Annotated in this window: 19 protein-coding genes; 15 read left to right on the forward strand and 4 right to left on the reverse strand. The window is 73.7% G+C overall.

The annotated features are described in order from the left end of the window. Nucleotides 1-57 precede the first annotated feature (57 nt). Complete coding sequence (locus tag HCJ94_RS26030; RefSeq protein WP_168003679.1) at nt 58-975, reverse strand: cyclase family protein; 918 nt, start codon at nt 973-975, stop codon at nt 58-60. Between the two features lie 244 nt (nt 976-1,219). After that, a complete protein-coding gene (locus HCJ94_RS26035) occupies nt 1,220-2,104 on the reverse strand; it encodes a helix-turn-helix domain-containing protein (RefSeq protein ID WP_168003680.1) in 885 nt (294 codons plus the stop codon). 152 nt (nt 2,105-2,256) lie between these two features. On the opposite strand from HCJ94_RS26035, the gene mfd reads away from it, so the two are divergent. The 4 genes from mfd to HCJ94_RS26055 all read left to right on the forward strand — a co-directional run bounded on the left by mfd (nt 2,257) and on the right by HCJ94_RS26055 (nt 9,522). After that, entirely contained in the window at nt 2,257-5,973 is a 3,717-nt protein-coding gene (gene mfd / locus HCJ94_RS26040) for a transcription-repair coupling factor (protein WP_168003681.1), read from the forward strand. Nucleotides 5,974-5,986: 13 nt separating this feature from the next. Continuing rightward, nucleotides 5,987-6,781 carry a hypothetical protein gene (locus tag HCJ94_RS26045; protein ID WP_168003682.1) on the forward strand — a complete coding sequence of 265 codons (795 nt, stop codon included), beginning with the start codon at nt 5,987-5,989 and terminating at the stop codon, nt 6,779-6,781. Nucleotides 6,782-6,783: 2 nt separating this feature from the next. Next, the gene (locus HCJ94_RS26050; protein WP_168003683.1) at nt 6,784-7,773 is read left to right on the forward strand and encodes a nucleoside triphosphate pyrophosphohydrolase; all 990 of its coding nucleotides are present in this window, start codon (nt 6,784-6,786) and stop codon (nt 7,771-7,773) included. A 129-nt stretch (nt 7,774-7,902) separates the two neighbouring features. After that, nucleotides 7,903-9,522 carry a DUF885 domain-containing protein gene (locus HCJ94_RS26055; protein WP_168003684.1) on the forward strand — a complete coding sequence of 540 codons (1,620 nt, stop codon included), beginning with the start codon at nt 7,903-7,905 and terminating at the stop codon, nt 9,520-9,522. Between the two features lie 6 nt (nt 9,523-9,528). Here HCJ94_RS26055 and nudC read toward each other — a convergent pair whose 3' ends face one another. Next, nucleotides 9,529-10,368: an NAD(+) diphosphatase gene (gene nudC / locus HCJ94_RS26060; protein ID WP_168003685.1), complete on the reverse strand. Its 840-nt coding sequence runs from the start codon at nt 10,366-10,368 to the stop codon at nt 9,529-9,531. A gap of 152 nt (nt 10,369-10,520) precedes the next feature. Next, nucleotides 10,521-11,213 carry a hypothetical protein gene (locus HCJ94_RS26065; RefSeq protein WP_168003686.1) on the reverse strand — a complete coding sequence of 231 codons (693 nt, stop codon included), beginning with the start codon at nt 11,211-11,213 and terminating at the stop codon, nt 10,521-10,523. A 243-nt stretch (nt 11,214-11,456) separates the two neighbouring features. Here HCJ94_RS26065 and eno point away from each other — a divergent pair, with 243 nt between their 5' ends. The 11 genes from eno (at nt 11,457) to HCJ94_RS26120 (ending at nt 20,422) form a co-directional block, all read left to right on the forward strand. Beyond that, a complete protein-coding gene (gene eno / locus HCJ94_RS26070; RefSeq protein WP_168003687.1) occupies nt 11,457-12,740 on the forward strand; it encodes a phosphopyruvate hydratase in 1,284 nt (427 codons plus the stop codon). Nucleotides 12,741-12,772: 32 nt separating this feature from the next. Beyond that, complete coding sequence (locus HCJ94_RS26075) at nt 12,773-13,408, forward strand: FtsB family cell division protein (RefSeq protein ID WP_168003714.1); 636 nt, start codon at nt 12,773-12,775, stop codon at nt 13,406-13,408. A gap of 41 nt (nt 13,409-13,449) precedes the next feature. Next, nucleotides 13,450-14,007: a DUF501 domain-containing protein gene (locus tag HCJ94_RS26080; RefSeq protein WP_168003688.1), complete on the forward strand. Its 558-nt coding sequence runs from the start codon at nt 13,450-13,452 to the stop codon at nt 14,005-14,007. A gap of 1 nt (nt 14,008) precedes the next feature. After that, entirely contained in the window at nt 14,009-14,521 is a 513-nt protein-coding gene (locus tag HCJ94_RS26085; protein WP_168003689.1) for an amino-acid N-acetyltransferase, read from the forward strand. A 152-nt stretch (nt 14,522-14,673) separates the two neighbouring features. After that, a complete protein-coding gene (locus HCJ94_RS26090) occupies nt 14,674-15,603 on the forward strand; it encodes a Ppx/GppA phosphatase family protein (RefSeq protein WP_168003715.1) in 930 nt (309 codons plus the stop codon). 350 nt (nt 15,604-15,953) lie between these two features. Further along, the gene (locus tag HCJ94_RS26095) at nt 15,954-16,286 is read left to right on the forward strand and encodes a PadR family transcriptional regulator (protein WP_168003690.1); all 333 of its coding nucleotides are present in this window, start codon (nt 15,954-15,956) and stop codon (nt 16,284-16,286) included. Next, complete coding sequence (locus HCJ94_RS26100) at nt 16,283-17,329, forward strand: HAAS signaling domain-containing protein (protein WP_168003691.1); 1,047 nt, start codon at nt 16,283-16,285, stop codon at nt 17,327-17,329. Before HCJ94_RS26095 ends, HCJ94_RS26100 begins: the two co-directional genes overlap by 4 nt. A 153-nt stretch (nt 17,330-17,482) precedes the next feature. Then, nucleotides 17,483-17,965, forward strand: coding sequence for an LppU/SCO3897 family protein (locus tag HCJ94_RS26105; protein WP_168003692.1), 483 nt, complete (start codon nt 17,483-17,485; stop codon nt 17,963-17,965). A 199-nt stretch (nt 17,966-18,164) separates the two neighbouring features. Then, entirely contained in the window at nt 18,165-18,851 is a 687-nt protein-coding gene (locus HCJ94_RS26110) for a dienelactone hydrolase family protein (RefSeq protein ID WP_168003693.1), read from the forward strand. A gap of 4 nt (nt 18,852-18,855) precedes the next feature. After that, nucleotides 18,856-19,611: a uracil-DNA glycosylase gene (locus HCJ94_RS26115; RefSeq protein ID WP_168003694.1), complete on the forward strand. Its 756-nt coding sequence runs from the start codon at nt 18,856-18,858 to the stop codon at nt 19,609-19,611. Nucleotides 19,612-19,690: 79 nt separating this feature from the next. Then, entirely contained in the window at nt 19,691-20,422 is a 732-nt protein-coding gene (locus HCJ94_RS26120; protein WP_168003695.1) for a DUF4129 domain-containing protein, read from the forward strand. Nucleotides 20,423-20,447 lie beyond the last annotated feature (25 nt).

Here is a 20,447-nt window from a genome sequence, read left to right on the forward strand (position 1 = left end):
ACGGTGGGATACCGCGACTTCAGTGAAGTCGTGTGGATCTTGGCGGATTGTGCCGGGTCAGGGGCCGACGACGGCGAAGGCGCGCACCGGGAAGGTGCCCATGCCGGCCACCCGTGGCGGTGCGGCGGTGAACCGGAACCCGTTCGGGGGCAGGGCGTCCAGCCCGGTCAGGTGCTCCACGATCGGGATGCCGGCCGCCAGCAGGCCGCTGTGCGCGGGGCGCTCGCCGGCCGCGGCCGGGCTCATGTCGTCGATGTTGATCGAGTCGATGCCGACCAGGGCGGCACCCGCCTCGACCAGCGCCCGGGCGCCGTCGCCGGTGAGGTACGGGGCCTCCGGTGCGCCGTACCGGTCGGTGCCGAAGTGCGCCGACCAGCCCGTGTGCAGCAGCACCGCCCGGCCGGCCACGTCGTACGGGGCCAGCATCAGCCGGTCCACCGCGCGGGTGCCGGCGGGCACCCGGACCACCACGCCGGGCAGGTCGGCGAGCCGGTCCAGCGGGGTGCCGGCGAGGTCGGCGCCGTCGGCGTAGCGGTGCGCGGGGGTGTCCACATACGTGCCGGTGTTGGCGATCATGTCGATGCGGGCGACGTGGAACTCGGTGCCCGGCGCGTAGTTCGCGCGGGACGCCTCCCGGGTCAGCCAGTCGGTGATCCGCGGCGCCGGCCAGCCCGGCAGGGTGACCATCCCGTCCGTGATCGGGTGGCTCAGCTCGATCAGCCGGCGGCCCGGCGCGGCGTCGCCCGTCCGGGCCACGCCGCGCCCGCCCTTGTGCGATTCCTCGATGATCGTCTTGTTCGTGACGCGGACCTCGGCCACCATCAGCAGCCCGAGGTGCCGGACGAAGAGTGCGGCCACGTCCGCGTCGTCGATCTCCCGACCGGGAATGTCCAGCCGGAACCCCTCGGTGCGCAGCCCACCGCCGTTGGCGAAGGTCACCTCCGCGTCGAACTGCACGCGCCACTGTCCGCTCATGTCGCCCAGCCGATCATGGCTGCGGGGCCGGGTCAAGATCCACCAAGGGGCCGGAGGTGCCGCGAAGGGTGCGGCACCTCCGGTGACCGGCGTCGGGTCGCCGCCGGCGGTCCGCCCGGACAGGAGCTGCGGACCTCCCCGAACAGGTCCGCCCACCCCGACGTACCGGGTCGACGGGATCCATCCTCGGGTCCGCCGGGGTGTGAGGTCTTGAAGATTCTTGCTCGGTTGGCCCCGATGCGTCTCAGGCTGCGAGGAGTGCGCGCAGGCGCGCCGGCGGGTGGCCCACGTGGTCCCGGACCACGCGGGTGAGGTGCGCCTGGTCGGCGAAGCCGTACTGCGTGGCCACCTCCCGCAGCGGCGGCCCGTCCGCCTCGGCGAGCGCGTCCAGCACCGCCCGCACCCGCAGCCGGTTGCGGTACGCGGTCAGGCTGCTCCCGGTGACCCGCTGGAACACCCGGCTGAGGTGGTGGGGCGAGGCACCCACCTCCCGGGCGATCTCGTCGAGGGTGAGCGAGAAGTCGGTGCCGGCCAGGACCTCGCGCGCCCGGTCGGCCAACCGGCGGTGCGCCGCCAGGGTCGCCGCGCGTCGGCCGACCGCCCGGTCGAGATCCGTTCCGGGTCGGACGCCGGTGACGTGGCCGAGCAGCCGGTCGAGGAACCGGTGCAGGCGCTCGCCCATCTCGAACGGGTCCAGCCCCCGCCGGAACTCCGCGACCAGCAGCCGGTGCGCCAGGTCCAGTGACTCGTCGGTCGACCCCTCCCAGCCGGCCTCGTGCAGCCACCGGGCGGCGTCGGGCCGTTCGGCGAGCACCTCCGGGTCGACTTCCAGGCAGGTGTACGAGTCGCCGCCGCCGAACGGGTGTGCCACCGCCATCTCGTCCCCGGGCCGGGTGAGCAGCACGGCGGTGGCGTCGGAGAGGGCGGTACGGCCGTTCACCCGGCGCCGGTAGACGCCGGACCGGCCCAGCATGACCTTGTGCGTCGTCTCCGCCGCCGGCTCCGACCAGTCGTGGTGCTCGACGATGCACCGCACCTGGTACGCCAGGATTCCCTGGGGGTGGCCCAGCACCCGCCACCGGGCCGGCGAGGTCCGTCGTCGTGGATCACTGCCGATTCCCTCCGGCATCCGTCCTCCCCAGGTCGTGGCCGCCGGCACGGAGCGCGATCCACGCCACGCGGGCGTCGATCGTCTCCCCGGAGAGATAGTGTCGACTGGTGTACCCCCCGTCCAGCCCGGACGAGGGGTGATCGTCGTGCCGTCGCACTGGAAGTGATCACATGCTCACCGGACTCTTCGCCGCCGCCCTGGCCGACCCGGCCCTCGCCCGGGCCCGTGACCTGGCGCGATCCGGTGCGGCCCAGGTCGACGGGCTCGACCTGACCGCCCCACCGGCGCTGCGGCCGTTCGCCGTCGCCGCCGTCGCGGCCGACGAACCCTCGGGAGGCGCCGGCCGGCCGGTGCTGGCGGTCACCGCCACCAGCCGGGAGGCCGACGACCTCGCCTCGGCGTTGGGCAGCCTGCTCCCGTCGGAGCAGGTGGCGGTCTTCCCCTCCTGGGAGACGCTCCCGCACGAGCGGCTCTCACCGCGCTCCGACACGGTGGGCCGCCGGCTGGCCGTGCTCCGCCGGCTGGCCCACCCCGACTCGGCCGACGCGCACGGCCGCACCGGCCCGCTGCGGGTGGTCGTCGCCCCGGTCCGTTCCCTGCTGCAACCGCAGCTCAAGGGCCTCGGCGACCTGGAACCGGTGCGGCTGGCCGCCGGCGACGAGGCCGACCTCGAGGAGGTCGCGCGCCGCCTCACCGACATGGCGTACGCGCGGGTCGACCTGGTCACCAAGCGAGGCGAGTTCGCCGTACGCGGGGGCATCCTCGACGTCTTCCCCCCGACCGACGAGCACCCGTCCCGGGTCGAGTTCTGGGGCGACGAGGTCGAGGAGATCCGCACCTTCGCCGTCGCCGACCAGCGCACCATCGAGCAGGTTCCCCTGCTCTGGGCCCCGCCCTGCCGGGAGCTGCTGCTGACCCCGTCGGTGCGGAAGCGCGCCGCCGCGCTCGCCGAGGAGCACCCGGAGCTGGCGGAGATCCTCGACAAGCTGGCCGAGGGCATCCCGGTCGAGGGCATGGAGTCGCTCGCCCCGGCGCTGATCGGCGCCGACTCGATGGAGCTGCTGCTCGACACCATGCCGGCCGGCACCCACGTCCTGCTCTGCGACCCCGAGCGCATCCGCACCCGGGCGCACGACCTCGTGCGTACCTCCGACGAGTTCCTCCAGGCGAGCTGGGCCGCGGCCGCCGTCGGTGGCGCGGCCCCGGTCGACCTCGGCGCCGCCGCGTTCCGGACCCTCGCCGACGTCCGCGCGGCGGCCCGCGTCCTGGGCCAGCCCTGGTGGACCCTGTCGCCGTTCGGCCTGGCCGACGACCTTCATTCGGCCCGGAGCGCCGGCCACCGGCGCGGAGGCCGAATCATGGTCGACACCGCCGCCGCCCCCGCGCGACAGCCCTGGGAGGACGAGCCGGTCGAGGTCGACGTCACCCCCGACGACGCGATCGCGGTGACGCTGGCCGCCCAGCCCGCTCCGCTCTACCACGGCGAGACCGCCCGCGTGGTCGACGACCTCAAGCGCTGGGCGGGCGAGGGCTGGTCGATCGCGCTGGTCTTCGCTGGGCACGGTCCCGCCCAGCGGGCCGTCGAGGTGCTGCGCGACGCCGGCCTGGGTGCGCGGATGACCGAGGAGGTGCCCACCGCGCCCGCCCCCGGGGAGCTGCTGGTCACCTGCGGGTCGCTGACCGCCGGGTTCGTCGACGAGGCGTCCCGCTTCGTGCTGCTCACCGGGGACGACCTCACCGGCGGGCGGGGCACCTCGACCCGGGACATGCGCAAGATGCCGAGCCGGCGGCGCAACACCATCGACCCGCTGGAGCTGAAGGCCGGCGACCACGTGGTGCACGAGCAGCACGGCATCGGCCGGTACGTCGAGCTGGTGCAGCGGACGGTCAACGGCGCCAGCCGCGAGTACCTGGTCATCGAGTACGCCCCGAGCAAGCGCGGTCAGCCCGGCGACCGGCTGTTCGTCCCCACCGACCAGCTCGACCAGCTTTCCCGCTACGTCGGCGGTGAGCAGCCGACCCTGCACAAGATGGGCGGCTCGGACTGGCAGAAGTCGAAGGCCCGCGCCCGCAAGGCGGTCAAGGAGATCGCCGCCCAGCTGATCCAGCTCTACGCCGCCCGCAAGGCGTCCAAGGGGCACAACTTCGGGCCGGACACCCCGTGGCAGCGGGAGCTGGAGGACGCCTTCCCCTGGCAGGAGACGCCGGACCAGCTCGCCGCCATCGAGGAGGTCAAGCGGGACATGGAGCAGACGGTCCCGATGGACCGGCTGATCTGCGGCGACGTCGGGTACGGCAAGACCGAGATCGCCGTCCGCGCGGCGTTCAAGGCGGTGCAGGACGGCAAGCAGGTGGCGGTGCTGGTGCCCACGACGCTGCTGGTGCAGCAGCACTACAACACGTTCGCCGAGCGGATGAGCCAGTTCCCGGTGACGATCCGGCAGCTGTCCCGCTTCCAGACGCCGAAGGAGTCCGAGCAGACCCTCGCCATGGTCGCCGACGGCACCGCCGACATCGTCATCGGCACCCACCGGCTGCTCCAGGCGTCCACCCGGTTCAAGTCCCTCGGCCTGGTCATCGTTGACGAGGAGCAGCGCTTCGGCGTCGAGCACAAGGAGCACCTGAAGGCCATGCGGGCGGCGGTCGACGTGCTCAGCATGTCGGCCACCCCGATCCCCCGGACGCTGGAGATGGCGATCACCGGCATCCGGGAGATGTCCACCATCGCCACCCCGCCGGAGGAGCGGCACCCGGTGCTCACCGCCGTCGGGGCGTACGACGAGCGGCAGGTGGCCGCCGCGATCCACCGCGAGCTGCTCCGCGACGGTCAGGTCTTCTACCTGCACAACCGGGTCGAGTCGATCGAGCGGGCGGCGCGGAAGCTGCGCGAGCTGGTGCCCGAGGCGCGGGTCGCCGTGGCGCACGGCCAGCTGGGCGAGGAGGCGCTGGAGAAGGTCATGGTCGGCTTCTGGGAGAAGGAGTTCGACGTCCTGGTCTGCACCACGATCGTCGAGTCCGGCATCGACATCCCGAACGCCAACACCCTGATCGTGGAGCGGGCCGACCTGCTCGGCCTGGCCCAGCTGCACCAGATCCGCGGGCGGGTCGGCCGGGGCCGGGAGCGGGCGTACGCGTACTTCCTCTACCCGCCGGACAAGCCGCTCACCGAGCACGCCCACGAGCGGCTGGCCACCATCGCCCAGCACACCGAGCTGGGCGCCGGCATGTACGTGGCGATGAAGGACCTGGAGATCCGCGGCGCCGGCAACCTGCTCGGCGGCGAGCAGTCCGGCCACATCGAGGGCGTCGGCTTCGACCTTTACGTGCGCATGGTCGGCGAGGCGGTGCAGGCCTTCAAGGGGGAGCGTCCGGAGGAGGAGGTCGAGGTCAAGGTCGACCTTCCGGTGGACGCGCACCTGCCGCACGACTACGTCGGCGTGGAGCGGCTACGCCTGGAGATGTACCGCAAGCTCGCCGAGGCCCGCGACGACGAGCGGCTGCGCGAGGTGGTCGCCGAGATGACCGACCGGTACGGCGAGCCGCCCGCGCCGGTGCAGAACCTGGTGGCGGTGGCGCGGTTCCGGCTGCTCGCCCGCCGCTACGGCCTCACCGACGTCAGCATGCAGGGCAAGCACATCCGGTTCGGCCCGCTGCCGCTGCCCGACTCGAAGCAGCTCCGGCTCAAGCGGTACCACCCGGACGCGGTCTACAAGGCCGCGCTGGACCAGGTCAGCGTGCCGCGGCCGAGCACCCGCCGGGTCGGCGGCGAGCCGTTGCGCGACCAGGCGCTGCTGGAGTGGTGCGCCCAGCTCCTCTCCGACGTGCTCGGCGAGCCGGGGCGACCCGGTGAGGCGTGGGGGCCGTCACACCGCGCCGGGACGGCGTGAGAGAGTGACCCGCATGCGTGCTCGCCGTCTTGTCGCCGCCGCCAGCGTCGCGGTCCTCGCTGCCAGCTCCCTCGCCGCCTGCGGCCGGTCCGCGCCGGACATCGCCGCGTACGTCGGTGACTCCACCTACTCGCTGAGCCGGGTCGACGCGATCTACGACGAGGCTCAGGCGACGTACGAGGAGTCGGTCCGGACCGCGCTCCAGCAGCGCGGGGTGGAGCCGAGCCCGGAGCAGCTGAAGCTGAACGTGCAGCGGCAGGACATCCTCAACCTGCTGGTCGGCATCGACCTCGGCAAGCGGATCGCGGCCGAGAAGCAGGTCCAGGTGCAGGACCAGCTCAGCGCCGAGCAGCTCGGTCAGGAGCTGGGCGTGCCGAACACGGAGTACGCCACGCTCGCCGCCGAGTGGTACGACCTCTTCCTCGCCCTGCAGGCCGGTCTGCCGCCGGCCGACCTGACCGACGACTCGCGCGGCAGGCTCTACCAGGCGCTGGTCGACGCCGGGGTGGCCCCGGCCGGCTGGTCCGCCGACGAGCAGCGCCAGCAGCTCGAGCAGGCGCCGTTCACCAGGCAGGTCTCCGCGGTGAGCGTCGCGCTCCAGGACGAGGTGGAGAAGCTGGACGTCACGGTCAACCCGCGCTTCTCCTCGCTGGAGATCCCGGCGCTGCTGCAGACCCAGCAGGGTCTCCGCCAGTACAACCTGCCGTACGTCGACGGCTCGGACGCGGTCACCGACATCTCCACCCCGGAGCCGCTCCCGTCGGTCGAGCCGACCGGCGCCGAGGCGACCGAGCCGGTCGCCAGCTGAGCATGTCGGCGCGGATCGTCCTGCTGGTCACCTCGCCCCGGCTACCGGCCGGGCTGCTCACGGCGACCGCCTGGGACGTCGTACGCCGGCACCCGGTGCTGGCCGGGGCGGAGAGCGAGGTGACGGCGGCGCTCCGCGCGGCGGGCGCCGAGGTGACCGTGGTCGACGGCCCGGCCACCCAGGCGCTGCTGGACACGGTCGCCGCCCACGGCACGGCGGTGTGGCTCGCCGGCCCGGCCGGCGACGAGTCGCTCGCCCGCGAGCTGGGCCTCCGCCTGGCCCGGGAGCCCGGGCTCGCCGAGCTGGAGCTGATGCACGGCTCGTGGGACCCGCCGGGCGCCCGGCTGCTCGACGCGGTGGCCGTGATGGACCGCCTCGCCTCGCCCGGTGGGGATCCGTGGAAGCGGGCGCAGACCCACCAGAGCCTCGCCCGTTTCCTGCTGGAGGAGTGCTACGAGGCGTACGACGCGATCGGCGCCGGGGACACCGACGCGCTGCGCGAGGAGCTGGGCGACGTGCTGTTGCAGGTGGTGCTGCACGCCCGGCTGGCCGAGGAGCTGCCCCAGGACGAGCGGTGGACCGTCGACGACGTGGCCGGCGGCCTGGTCGACAAGATGGTCCGGCGTAACCCGCACGTCTTCGCCGACGGTCAGGCCGCTTCCATCGAGGAGATCGAGGCGAGCTGGGAGCGGATCAAGCGGGCCGAGAAGGCGCGCGACTCGGTGCTGGACGGCATCGCCATGAGCCAGCCCGCCCTCGCCCTGGCGGCGAAGATCCTCGAGCGCGCCGCCCGCATCGGCCTGGCGGTCCCACCCCCACTGGCGGAGTCGCAGGTAGACCCGGAAGCGCGCCTCGGCGCCAGCCTCCTGGCCACCGTCGCGGCGGCCCGCGAGGCGGGCCAGGATCCGGAAGCAGCCCTCCGCCGCGCCACCCTGGCCTACGCCGACGCGGTCCGCGCCGCCGAACGCACCATCGGGGACCAGCCGAGTTGATCATGAGGTTGGCGGGTGCGGAGGAGATCGAACCACCCGCCAACGTCATGATCAACGCGTCCGGGCGCGGGCGGGCGCGGGCGGGTCGTGCGGGCGGTGCGGTCACGTGGTGATCGGTAGGGTTCTTCCATGCAGGAGTTCGCGCCGCTGGCTGAGCGGATCGTCGACGCGTTGCTGGAGAGCCGGCCGGGACTGGCCGCCACGGCGGGGGACCACCGGTACGACGACCGGTTGCCGGATCTCTCCGCCGACGCCGTGGCCGCCGACCGGGCGATGCTCCGGGACGCCGCCGACGCGCTGTCCGAGGTGGACGGTGACGCGCTCGACGTCGACGACCAGGTGGACCACGCCCTGCTGACCGCCCTGGTCGACCGGGAGCTGTTCGAGCGGGACGAGATCCGCGCGCACGAGTGGGACCCGCTCCGGCACAACCCCGGCGGGCTGCTGCACGCGCTCGTCGCCCGCCCGTACGCCCCGGTCGAGGTCCGGCTGGACAGCCTCGCCGGCCGGCTGGAGGCCCTGCCCGACGCCCTCGCCACCGCGCGCGCGACGCTGCGCGACATGCCGCGGATCCACGCCGAGACGGCGGTCGGGCAGTTCACCGGCACCGCGGCGCTGATCCGCGACGAGGTGCCGGCGCTGCTCGACGCGGCGCCCGCGCGGCACGACCGGGTCGCGCCCGCCGCGGCCACGGCCATCGCGGCGATCGAGGAGTTCGTCGCGTGGCTGCGCACCGGCCTCGCCGCCGACGCCGGGCCGGGCCGCGACCCGCGCCTGGGGCGCCGCCGGTGGGAGGCGCGGCTGTGGCACACGCTCGACACCGAGCTGGGCGCCGCCGAGATCCAGCGGCGGGCCTGGGCCAACCTGGACCGGGTCACCGAGGAGATCCGCGCGGCGGCCGTCGAGCTGGTCGGTGGGCCGGCCGACGACGAGACGGTACGCCGGGCGCTGGACCTGCTCGCCGCCGAGCACCCGGACGACCACACCATCGTCGACCTCGCCTCGATCACGCTCGACGAGGCGAGCGATTTCGTCCGCGCCCACGACCTGGTGACCCTGGTCGACGACCCGTGCGTGATCCAGGTGATGCCGGAGTTCGCCCGGGGCGTGGCGGTCGCGTACTGCGACTCGCCGGGTCCGCTGGAGACGGCCGACGTGCCGACGTTCTACTGCATCGCGCCCACCCCGGCCGACTGGCCGGCGCAGCGGGTCGAGTCGTTCTACCGCGAGTACAACGACCACATGATCCGCAACCTCACGGTGCACGAGGCGATGCCCGGGCACTTCCTCCAGCTCGCGCACGCCCGCCGGCACGCCGGCGGCACCCGGGTGCGGGCCCTCGCCCGGTCCGGGCCGTTCATCGAGGGCTGGGCGGTCTACGCCGAGGAGGTGATGGCGGGGCAGGGGTTCGGGGGTGTGCCGGTGCGGTTGCAGCAGCTCAAGATGCAGCTGCGGATGACCATCAACGCCCTGCTCGACCAGCTCGTGCACTGCGAGGGGATGACCGAGGCGGACGCGATGGCGCTGATGACCGGGCGCGGCTTCCAGGAGGAGGGCGAGGCCGCCGGCAAGTGGCGGCGGGCGCTGCTCACGTCGACGCAGCTGTCCACGTACTTCGTCGGGTACAGCGAGGTCGCCGAGATCGCCGCAGCCCGCCCCGACGGGGTGTCCGTCCGGGACTGGCACGACGCGATGCTCGCCCACGACTGCCCGCCCCCGCGCCACCTGCGCACCCTGCTCGGGGTGTGAGCGGCGTCAGCGCCGCACGCCGGTGGCGGCCGCGTCGATCAGCCAGCGGGAGATCGAGTACGCGGGCGGCAGCTCCGCCGGCAGCCCGTCGAGCGGGAACCAGCGCGCCTCGGCCAGCTCCGCTCCGTCGACCACCGGCTCGGCCAGCGGGTCGGCGGCGCGGGCGGTGAAACCGGTCAGCAGCGTCCCTGGCCCGGACATCGCCCACGGCTGGCTGCCGAAGTACGCCACCTGAGCGACGGTCAACCCGACCTCCTCGCCGACCTCCCGGCGGACGGCCTCCTCCAACGTCTCACCGGCCTCCACGAAGCCCGCGACCAGCGCCCACAGGCCGGTCGGCCCGTACGCGTGCCGTACGAGCAGCAGCTCGTCGGGGCCACCGGAGGGGCCGGGCCGGGTGATCGCCACCAGCACGGCGGCGGAGAGTTGCATCGGCACGTACAGCTCGCAGCCGGGGCAGCGCCGCGCGGTCTCGCCGGGCACATCGGCCAGCTTCTCCCGGCAGGCCCCGCACCAGCGGTGCGTCCGCCGCCAGGTGACGACGGCCAGTGCCCGCCCGGCGAGCGTCGCGTACGGCTCGGGGACCTCGGCCGCGAGGGACGGCCAGCTCCGCCACCGGCCGGGCAGGCTCTCCTCGGCCGGCGCCTCGACGGCCCACACCGGGCGGCCGTCGAGCGTGCCGAGCGGCACCCACGGGCTGTCGGCGGGCAGGTCGGCGACCCGGAGGAAGGTGGCGTCCGGGCCGGTGAGCAGCTTCCGCCCGGCCACCGGCAGCGCCAGGTCACCGGCGTCGGGTGCGCCGGGGGCACCGGCCCCCGGGACGAACTCCGGGGATGCGGCAGCCACGGGAGGAGCCGTCCCGCCGGATGCAGACTGATGAGCTGTGTCGGGGACCGCCGCCGGCGGTGGGCCGCCGGTGCCGTTCCCGGCCGCCGGGCGGGTCAACGGCCGGTCGGCCGGCGTTGGGCCCCCTGTGCTGTTCCCGGCCGCCCGGTCGGTCACGAGCCGGCCGGGCGGCGGTCGACCACCCCCGCGCCGGCCGGCAGCTCGAAGGCCGTGCTGTCGACCGCCTCCCGGTAGCGGGTGAGAGCCAGCTCGACCGGCTTGCCGTCCACCCGGCCGGTGAAGCTGGCCAGCGCCCCCTCGGTGGTGACGCAGGCGCTGAAGTCGTCGGCGGTCTGCCGGACGTCGACGCAGGTGGCGTGCCGGCCGGCGAGGGTGGTGTCACTGTTGGTGATGACCGCGTCCGGGTCGAGGGCGGCGGCGGTCAACAGCCCCACCACCACCGGCGGGGTGACCAGGCCCTGCCGCTTGGCCTCGGCGAACACGGTGACCGACGGCTTGGCGGTGGTGGCCGGCGGCGGCTCCAGCGTGCAGACCGTCCGTCCGCCGGAGCTCTCGCACCGCGTGGTCGCCTCCTCGGTGACCGTCAGCTTGCCCCCGGGCCACGTGTACGCCGACCGGGCCGGCTCCTGCTCCTGGGCGATCGTCGCGGTCTTCCCGGCGGGGAGCTGGTAGTCGGCCGAGTAGGTCAGGGTCAGCGCCCGGTCCAGCCGGCTCGCGAGATCGTTGACGAGGTCGGAGCGGCCGATGGCCCGGCCGGCGTCGTCGAGGGTCTGACAGCCGGTGACCGTGAGCGACGCGATGACCGAGACGGCGAGCAGGCGGAGCGGGGTCGAGGGGGCGGCCATGGCGCACAGCCTTGCCGATGGGGTCAACCGCGCGCAAACCCGTTGCCGGTTGACGCACGAGAATACGGGAATGTCCGTCGTGCGGGCGGTTGCCGGACACAGGGCGTGACCGGTGGGCGCTCCGCCGTACGCCGGGCGACGCGGTGCGGTACGCCGTCGCCCGATACGCTGCGTGCAACAACTGCCTCAGCCGCACCGTCGCGGCCCATACCGGACCGGCACACACAAACGAGGAGCGACTCAGTGGCAACCATCGAGGGAATCGTCGCCCGGGAGATCCTTGACTCGCGGGGCAACCCGACGGTCGAGGTCGAGGTCGGGCTCGACGACGGCACGATCGCCCGCGCCGCGGTGCCGTCCGGCGCCTCGACCGGCGCCTTCGAGGCGATCGAGCTGCGCGACGGTGACAAGGACCGCTACCTGGGCAAGGGCGTCGAGAACGCCGTCTCGAACATCGAGGACAAGATCGTCGACGAGCTGATCGGGTACGAGGCCAGCGAGCAGCGCCTGATCGACCAGAAGATGCTCGACATCGACGGCACCGACAACAAGAGCGAGCTGGGCGCGAACGCGATCCTGGGCGTCTCCCTGGCGGTGGCGAAGGCGGCCGCCGGCAGCGCCGAGCTGAGCCTGTTCCGCTACCTCGGCGGCCCCAACGCGCACCTGCTGCCGGTCCCGATGATGAACATCCTCAACGGTGGCGCCCACGCGGACTCCAACGTCGACATCCAGGAGTTCATGATCGCGCCGATCGGCGCGCCCAGCTTCCGCGAGGCGCTGCGCTCCGGCGCGGAGGTCTACCACGCGCTCAAGTCGGTGCTGAAGAAGCAGAACCTGTCCACCGGCCTCGGTGACGAGGGCGGCTTCGCGCCGAACCTGCCCACCAACGCCGCCGCCCTGGACCTGATCGCGGAGGCCGTCGAGAAGGCCGGTTACCGGCTCGGCACCGACATCGTCTTCGCGCTCGACGTGGCGGCCACGGAGTTCTTCGAGAACGGCACCTACACCTTCGAGGGCGCCACGAAGACCGCCGACGAGATGAGCACCTACTACACCAAGCTCGCCGACCAGTACCCGATCGTGTCCATCGAGGACCCGCTGGCGGAGGACGACTGGTCCGGCTGGCAGACGCTGACCGCGTCCATCGGCGACCGCATCCAGATCGTCGGCGACGACCTGTTCGTCACCAACCCGCAGCGCATCGCCCGCGGCATCGCCGAGAACGCCGCCAACGCCGTCCTGGTGAAGGTCAACCAGATCGGGTCGCTCACCGAGACCCTCGACGCGGTGGACCTGGCCCACCGGGCCGGTTTCAAGTGCATGATGAGCCACCGCTCCGGTGAGACCGAGGACACCACCATCGCCGACCTGGCGGTCGCCACCGGCTGCGGCCAGATCAAGACCGGCGCCCCGGCCCGGTCCGACCGGGTCGCCAAGTACAACCAGCTGCTGCGGATCGAGGAGGAGCTGGCCGACGCGGCGCGGTACGCCGGGGCGGGCGCCTTCCCGCGTTACCGTTCGGCCTGAGGGACGCGAAGCCTCGGGGGAGGGGTGTGACGATGCAGCAGCGCCGCACGCCGGGTGGTCAGCGTCCCGCCCGCCGGCCGGGTCAGACCGGCCGGCCGGGCGGGGCCCGCGGTGCCCGGCCGGTCCGGGAGAGCGGCGTCCGCGCGGAGCCGCGGGCGACCCCCGGTCGCGCGCCCGGTGCGGCCCGGGCCACCGACGGCGTACGCTCGGCGAACCGGCCGGCCGCCCGGCGGACGGCTGCCGGCGGCGGCGTCAAGCGGCTCGCCGCACCCCACCCCCGACGCTTCACCGGGCGGGCCACCGTGCTGTTCGCGGTGCTGATCGCGCTCGCCCTCGGCTACACCTACCCGGTCCGGGTCTACCTGGACCAGCAGGCCGACATCGCCCGCATGGAGGCCGCCCAGACGGCCCAGCGGAAGGAGATCGAGCGACTCTCCGCCGAGGCCGTGAAGTGGCAGGACCCGAAGTACATCGAGACCAAGGCCCGGGAACGGTTCTTCATGGTCCGCCCGGACGAGAACATCATGGTGGTGCTGCGCGACCCCGAGGGCGCCGCCCGGGACGCGGGCCGGCCGTCGGCCCCGGCCGAGCCGGCAGCGCCCGACGCCTGGTACGACACGCTCTGGTCGAGCGTGGAGGCGGCCAACGGCGACCGGCCGGACGCCTGAGCGCCGGATCAGCACACCGCACCGAACGAGGAATGAGCAGCGTGACAGTCGTACCACCGCAGGAGCCGGCGGCGGCCTCCGTACCCCTGCCGCAGCGGGAACCGGCCACCGAGGCCGACCTGGCGGCGGTGGCCGCGCAGCTCGGCCGCGCGCCGCGCGGGACCCGGGCGGTGGCTCACCGGTGCCCGTGCGGCCTGCCCGACGTGGTGGAGACGACGCCGCGCCTGGCCGACGGCACCCCCTTCCCGACGCTGTTCTACCTGACCTGCCCCCGCGCGACCGCCGCGTGCAGCCGGCTGGAGTCGGCCGGGCTGATGAAGGAGATGGCCGACCGGCTCGCCGAGGATCCGGAGCTGGCCGCGCACTACCGGGCGGCCCACGAGGACTACCTGGCCCGCCGGGAGGCGATCGGTCACGTGCCGGAGATCGCCGGCATCTCGGCCGGCGGGATGCCGGGCCGGGTGAAGTGCCTGCACGTGCACCTCGGCCACGCGCTCGGCGCCGGTCCGGGGGTCAACCCGTTCGGGGACGAGACGCTCGGCCTGGTCGAGCCGTGGTGGGCGGCCGGGCCGTGCGTGGACGTGCCGGCGGACGAGTGAGATGACCGCCGCCGACGAGATCGTGGTGCGGCGTGCCCGGACCTCCGACGTCCGGGGCATCCGTCGCCTGGTCGACACGTACACCGACGACCGACGGCTGCTCAGCAAGGCGACCGTCACGCTCTACGAGGACGTGCAGGAGTTCCGGGTCGCGGTGACGCCGGACGGCACCGTGGTCGGCTGCGGGGCGCTGCACGTCATGTGGGAGGACCTGGCCGAGATCCGGACGGTGGCGGTCGACCCGGTGTGCCGCGGCCGCAAGATCGGCCACCGGATCGTGAACGAGCTGATCGACGCGGCCCGGGAGCTGGGCGTGGCCCGGATCTTCGTGCTGACCTTCGAGACCCGGTTCTTCGCCTCGTTCGGCTTCACCGAGATCGACGGCGCACCGGTGCCGCACCCCGTGTACGAGCAGCTGCTGCGCTCGTACGACGAGGGTGTCGCCGAGTTCCTCGACCTGGAGCGGGTCAAGCCGAACACCCTCGGCAACACCCGGATGCTGCTCCGGCTCTGAGGGGCTGGTGATCCACTCCATGCCGCCGGCATCGTGGAGTTGGCAACGCCCGGATGCCGCGATGCTGGCGGCATCGAGTCGATCACGCGGCCGCCCCGGTGTCACGGACCGGGCGGTCGGGCTGCCGTAGGGTTGCGGGCGTGACGACGCGCGTGGCCGCCATCGACTGCGGGACCAACTCCATCCGCCTGCTGGTCGCCGACCTGCCCGACCCGGCGGCGGGCCCCACCGCGCCGCTGGTCGACGTGAGCCGCCGGATGGAGATCGTCCGGCTCGGCCAGGGCGTCGACAAGACCGGCCGGCTGGCCCCCGAGGCGATCGAGCGCACCCGGGTGGCGCTCGCCGACTACGCCGCCGAGATCGAGAAGCTGGGCGCCGAGCGGGTCCGGATGTGCGCCACCTCGGCGAGCCGGGACGCGGAGAACGCCGCCGACTTCCGCGCCATGGTGGAGGAGACCCTGGGCGTCCCTCCCGAGGTGGTCACCGGGGACGAGGAGGCGCGGCTGTCGTTCACCGGCGCGGTCCGCGGGCTGCCCGCCGACGCGCGGGAGCCGTACCTGGTGGTCGACATCGGCGGCGGCTCGACCGAGTTCGTCGTCGGCACCCGCGCCGGCGGCGTCGACGCCGCGATCTCCATGGACATCGGGTGCGTCCGGATGACCGAGCGGCACCTGCACGGCGACCCGCCCGGCCTGGACGAGATCGCCGCGGCGCAGGCCGACATCGCGGTCGCCGTGGACCGCGCGTTGGAGGCGGTGCCGGGCCGGGAGGCCGCCACGCTGGTCGGGCTCGCCGGATCGGTCACGACGGTCGTCGCGATCGCCCGGGGCCTCACCGAGTACGACCCGGAGCGCATCCACCACGCCCGGGTGTCGTACGACGCGGTGGCCGACGTGACCGCCGACCTGCTGGCGAAGAGCCGGGACGAGCGGCTGGCGATCCCGGTGATGCACCCGGGCCGGGCCGACGTGATCGGGGCGGGCGCCCTGGTGCTCCGCGTGATCATGGAGCGGGCCGGCATGGACTCCGTCGTCGCCTCCGAGCACGACATCCTCGACGGCATCGCCTGGAGCGTGCAGTAGCAGCTTGATCGACTCGACTTCATGGAAGTCGCGGTGTTGGAGCGACCGGGATGCCGCGACTTCATGGACGTCGAGTGGATCAAGGGTGGCCCAGGTTCGTGCCGGCCTCTGGCCTGACGGCGGTCAGGCGCGTTCGGTGGCGAGGCGGGCGCCGAAGCCGAGCAGGGCCACATCCCGCGGCGCCGGCCCGAGGCCAGGGTGTTGCGGGTGACCACCGCGAAGTCCGGGCCGGGGATCAGGATCAGCACCAGTGCGAAGACCAGGAACGATCCGTAACTGCCCCACGACGTACCCCGACCTTACGGCGGGTCCGTTGACGCTACTTCGCATTGCACACTAGTGTGCATTGCGTGGACACCACACAACTCTTGAAGGGTGTGCTGGATCTCGCGGTCCTCGCCGTGCTCCGCGACGAGGATGGCTACGGCTACGACATCCTGCGCCGCCTGCGCGAGGCCGGCCTGGACGAGGTCGGCGACGCCTCCGTGTACGGCACGCTGCGGCGCCTCTTCGCCGCCGGCCTGCTCACCACGTACGTCGTGCCCAGCGAAGCCGGGCCGCACCGCAAGTACTACGCACTCAACGCCGCCGGCCGCGACCAGCTGACCCGGTCCGGCAAGCTCTGGCGTTCGTTCGCCACGACCATGGACGCACTGCTCGACGATCGGGGGTTGGCGGCATGACCGTCACGGAGCAGGAGATCACCGACTACGTCGCCCGGGTCCGGGCCGCGCTCGCCGACCTGCCGCCGGCCGTCCGGGACGAGCTGACCGAGGACCTCGCGGAGCACCTGGCCGAGGTCGCCGCCGAGGCCGACGGGTCGCTGGTCGAGCGGCTGGGCGAGCCCGAGGCGTACGCCGCCGAGCTGCGCGGGGCGGCGGGCGTCGGTGCCGCGGGCGGCGACCGTCGCTTCAGTCGCCGGTTCGGGGCCGTGGGGGACCGGCTCCGCGCGCGGGTGCGGCGGTGGGACGCCCAGCTCGGACCACCCCTCGGGTACGCCACGGCCAGCGAGTTCCTCCGGCTGCTCAACCCGGCCTGGTGGGTGGTGCGCGGCTACCTCGCGGCCATGCTGGTCACGGTCATCACCACCGGGGGTTCGTTCGGCCTGCTGCCGAGCCTCAACGGCAGTGAACTCGCCGGGCTGGTTCTCCTGGGCGGCAGCGTGCTCGCCTCGATCTGGCTCGGTCACCGCACGGCCGGGTTGAGCCGGCCGAAGCGCCGGCTGCTGCTCGCCGGGCACGCCGTACTGGTGGTCTTCGCCCTGGTCGGACTGGTCAGTGTGGACGACCGCGCCCGCTGGAACGACTACGGCGGCTACGAGCCGATCTCCGTCGACGGCCGGTACGACCACATCCGGGACGTCTTCGTGTACGACAGCGAGGGGCGGCTGGTGCAGAACGCCCGGCTCTTCGACCAGAACGGCGACCCGATCCGGCTCGGCTACCCGGACTGTCCCGACCTCCGGGATCCCCACGGCACGGGCAACCCGCTGCTCCGCGCGTACCCGTACTGCCCGGACGCGGCGCCGTTCGCGCCGCGCCCGACGGTGACGGCACCCGGGCCGGTGCCCCCGCCGCTGCCCACCGCGTCGGGCGAGCCGACCGCGACTCCCGCGCCCACGGCGACTCCCGCGCCCACGGCGACTCCCGCTACGTCGGCGCCACCCGCGCCGACGGGCTCCGCGTCGCCGACTCCGGCATCGCCGAGCGCCGGGCCCACCGGCTGAGCGTGACGAAGGCCCTTTCGTGACACCGGGTGTCACGAAAGGGCCTTCCTCCTTCCTGGGAAATGGCTGAAAGGATGAGGCGCACGGGGCGGCGGACGGTGCTGATGATCGCTACGGTGTCGTCCGCACATTCACCCCTCGGAAGGAAATCCCGTGTCAGAGCAGGTCGCACCGCCCCCCGCACCGGACGCCGCCCAGCCTCAGCCCGGCGCCCAGGTGCCGCCGCCGGTCGAGGAGCCGGCCAAGAAGTCCGGTGGCAAGAAGGTGCTCGGCATCGTCGGCGCGATCGTCGTCTTCCTCGTGATCGCCGGTCTCAAGTTCGGCCTCGGTTCGGCGATCGGGGGCTTCCTCAACAAGGACGAGACCGCCGACGCGAAGGCCGGCGACTGCATCGCCGAGCTGCCCGAGGTGACCGGCTCCGAGCAGGAGGAGGTCGACGGCGCCAAGGTGGTCGAGTGCACCTCCACCGACGCCGCGTACACCGTGGTCGGTCGGGTCGACGGCCAGACCGAGGCGCAGGCCCGCACCGGTGCGGCCTGCGACCAGTTCTTCAAGGAGGGCCAGGAGGGCTACGTCTTCTCCGCCATCGAGCCGGGCAAGACGGGCTACCTGCTCTGCCTGACCAAGAAGGCCTGAGCGACCCGACAGTCGGGACCGGCGGCGGCGCGGATCACCACCGCGCCGCCGTCGCCGTGCCCGGGCCACCGGGGAGCGAACGGGAGGTGAATGCCACTTCTCCCGCGTCTTCCCGGCACGGTCGCGGCGTGGCAGGCTACCGGCACGTAGGACCACTGGGCGACCAGCCAACGATGACTGACCGCTAGGAGGACGGCCGATGGGCGAGATGGTGACGTACCGGAGCAACGGGGGTACGGGCGAGGGGTATCTCGCGATACCGTCCGGCGGTGCGGCCAGCCCGGCGGTCATCGTCATCCAGGACTGGTGGGGTCTCGTACCCCACGTCCGGGCGGTCGTCGACCGGTTCGCCGAGGCCGGTTTCGTGGCCCTCGCCCCGGACTTCCGGCACGGCGGGCCGGCCAGCAAGCCGGACGAACCCCGCCAGATCCTGAACAGCACGCAGATGGACGAGGCCGCTGCCGACATCGCGGGCGCGGCCGACTACCTCGCCGGCCGCCTCGAGGTCACCGGCAAGATCGGCTGTGCCGGTTTCTGCGCCGGGGCCAGCCTGGCCCTGTGGGCCGCCACCCGCACCGAGCGCATCGTGGCGACCGCCGCGTTCTACCCCCGCCTGCCCTGGGAGGGGATGCGTCCCGAGTGGAGCGACTACGCGGGCAAGGCCGCGGTCATCCACTGTTCCGAGGCCGACGGCACCTCGGCGGCCGACGGCGTGCAGACCGTCCGCAGGGCCATCGAGACCGCCGGCGGCACCTGCCAGACGTACGACTACCCGGGCACCGCGCACGCCTTCTTCAACGAGGACCGGCCGGAGAACTTCGACCAGCGCGCCGCCGCCACCGCCTGGGCCCGCACCCTCGAACTCTTCCGGGCGAAGCTTGGCTGAGGGATTGCCGGGAAACCCCGGGGTGAGCGCGCGTACGCCCGAGGAGGTCGTCGCCCGCGCCGCGCGGGCGACCGACCTGGCCGACCTCGACGGCGCGGTGAGCGACTGCTTCGCCTGCCCCCGGCTGGTCGACTGGCGTGAGGAGGTCGCCCGCACCCGCCGGGCAGCCTTCCGCGACCAGGAGTACTGGGGCCGCCCGGTGCCCGGCTTCGGCGACCCGGCCGCCCGCATCGCGATCCTCGGCCTCGCCCCCGCCGCCCACGGCGGCAACCGCACCGGCCGCATCTTCACCGGCGACCGCTCGGGGGACGTCCTCTTCGCCGCCCTGCACCGGGCGGGGCTCGCGAACCAACCGACCAGCGTCGCCGCGGACGACGGGCTGTCGCTCCGGGACACCCGGATCTTCGCGGCGGTGCGCTGCGCGCCGCCGGACAACAAGCCCACCCCGGCCGAGCGGGACACGTGCGCGCCGTGGCTGCGCCGTGAGGTCGAGCTGATCCGGCCGACCCTGCGCGTCGTGGTCACGCTGGGTGCGTTCGCGTGGGCCGCGTGGTGGCCGACGCTACGTCAGGTGTACGGCGTGCGCCCGCCCGGTCCGAGACCGGTGTTCGCGCATGGGGCACACTGGTCCGGCACGGCCGTACCGGAAGTGCTGGGCTGCTACCACGTCAGCCAGCAGAACACCTTCACAGGGCGGCTGACACCAGGAATGCTGGACGACGTGTTCACCCGGGCGAAGCGGCTGGCCGGGGTGGAGTAGAGGCTGCGGGGCGATGGCGATGACGGACGGTACGCGTCGACCCCCACCGTACGCCCCGACGGCGGCAGGGTAGGCCGGCATGGATTTCAGCGTGCTGCGCAGGTGGTGGCCCGTCGCCGCGGTCGCCGCCCTGCTCGCCGTCGCCGCGATCACGGCCGCGCACTCGTCGCTCGGCGCGAGCCGCATCCCGCCCGCCGCGGAGAACGTGCCCTTCATCCCGGAGTACCCGACCGCCGAGCCGGCGCCCTCGATCCCCGTCGAGCCCCGCGAGTCGGCGGACGAGACCCGCACCCGCATCCCGCCGTGGATCGCCACGACGGCGCTGGTGCTGCTCGGCCTGGCGTTGCTCGCCGCGTTCGGCTACCTCGCCGTGACGCTGGTGCGCGGCGCGGTCCGGCGGGTCACCCGGCGGCTTCCCGCGCATCGCCCCCGGAGTACGGCGCAGGGCACCGCGCGAGAGGTCGTGGCGGCCCTCGACGCCGGCCTGGTCGACCTGGACGACGCCGACACCGACCCGCGCACTGCGGTCATCGCCTGCTGGGTACGCCTCGAAGAGGCCGCCGCCGGAGCCGGCGTGCCCCGGCTCGCCGGGGACACACCCACCGACCTGGTCACCCGACTGCTGCGCGGCGACGCGGCGGCGGGCGTCCCGGCCATCGCCAGCGCGGACGTGCTGGCCGAGTTCGCGCACGTCTTCCGGGAGGCCCGGTACGCGACACGGCCCGTGGACGAGAGCACCCGCGACCAGGCCCGGGCCGCCCTGCGCCGGCTGCGGGGCGAACTGACCGCCGTGGCGGGGGTGGGGGCGTGAACGAGCCGATCGGACGCGGTGCTCC

The organism is Micromonospora thermarum (assembly GCF_012034245.1).
Lineage (GTDB): Bacteria > Actinomycetota > Actinomycetes > Mycobacteriales > Micromonosporaceae > Micromonospora > Micromonospora thermarum.

Excerpts from the sequence above, each read along its gene's own strand:
- HCJ94_RS26045 (WP_168003682.1), top strand. The coding sequence starts at position 5,987 with ATGCGTGCTCGCCGTCTTGTCGCCGCCGCCAGCGTCGCGGTCCTCGCT.
- HCJ94_RS26050 (WP_168003683.1), top strand. The coding sequence starts at position 6,784 with ATGTCGGCGCGGATCGTCCTGCTGGTCACCTCGCCCCGGCTACCGGCC.
- HCJ94_RS26055 (WP_168003684.1), top strand. The coding sequence starts at position 7,903 with ATGCAGGAGTTCGCGCCGCTGGCTGAGCGGATCGTCGACGCGTTGCTG.
- mfd (WP_168003681.1), top strand. The coding sequence starts at position 2,257 with ATGCTCACCGGACTCTTCGCCGCCGCCCTGGCCGACCCGGCCCTCGCC.
- HCJ94_RS26120 (WP_168003695.1), top strand. The coding sequence starts at position 19,691 with ATGGATTTCAGCGTGCTGCGCAGGTGGTGGCCCGTCGCCGCGGTCGCC.
- HCJ94_RS26035 (WP_168003680.1), bottom strand. The coding sequence starts at position 2,104 with ATGCCGGAGGGAATCGGCAGTGATCCACGACGACGGACCTCGCCGGCC.
- HCJ94_RS26030 (WP_168003679.1), bottom strand. The coding sequence starts at position 975 with ATGAGCGGACAGTGGCGCGTGCAGTTCGACGCGGAGGTGACCTTCGCC.
- HCJ94_RS26085 (WP_168003689.1), top strand. The coding sequence starts at position 14,009 with ATGACCGCCGCCGACGAGATCGTGGTGCGGCGTGCCCGGACCTCCGAC.
- HCJ94_RS26075 (WP_168003714.1), top strand. The coding sequence starts at position 12,773 with ATGCAGCAGCGCCGCACGCCGGGTGGTCAGCGTCCCGCCCGCCGGCCG.
- HCJ94_RS26065 (WP_168003686.1), bottom strand. The coding sequence starts at position 11,213 with ATGGCCGCCCCCTCGACCCCGCTCCGCCTGCTCGCCGTCTCGGTCATC.
- HCJ94_RS26100 (WP_168003691.1), top strand. The coding sequence starts at position 16,283 with ATGACCGTCACGGAGCAGGAGATCACCGACTACGTCGCCCGGGTCCGG.
- HCJ94_RS26110 (WP_168003693.1), top strand. The coding sequence starts at position 18,165 with ATGGGCGAGATGGTGACGTACCGGAGCAACGGGGGTACGGGCGAGGGG.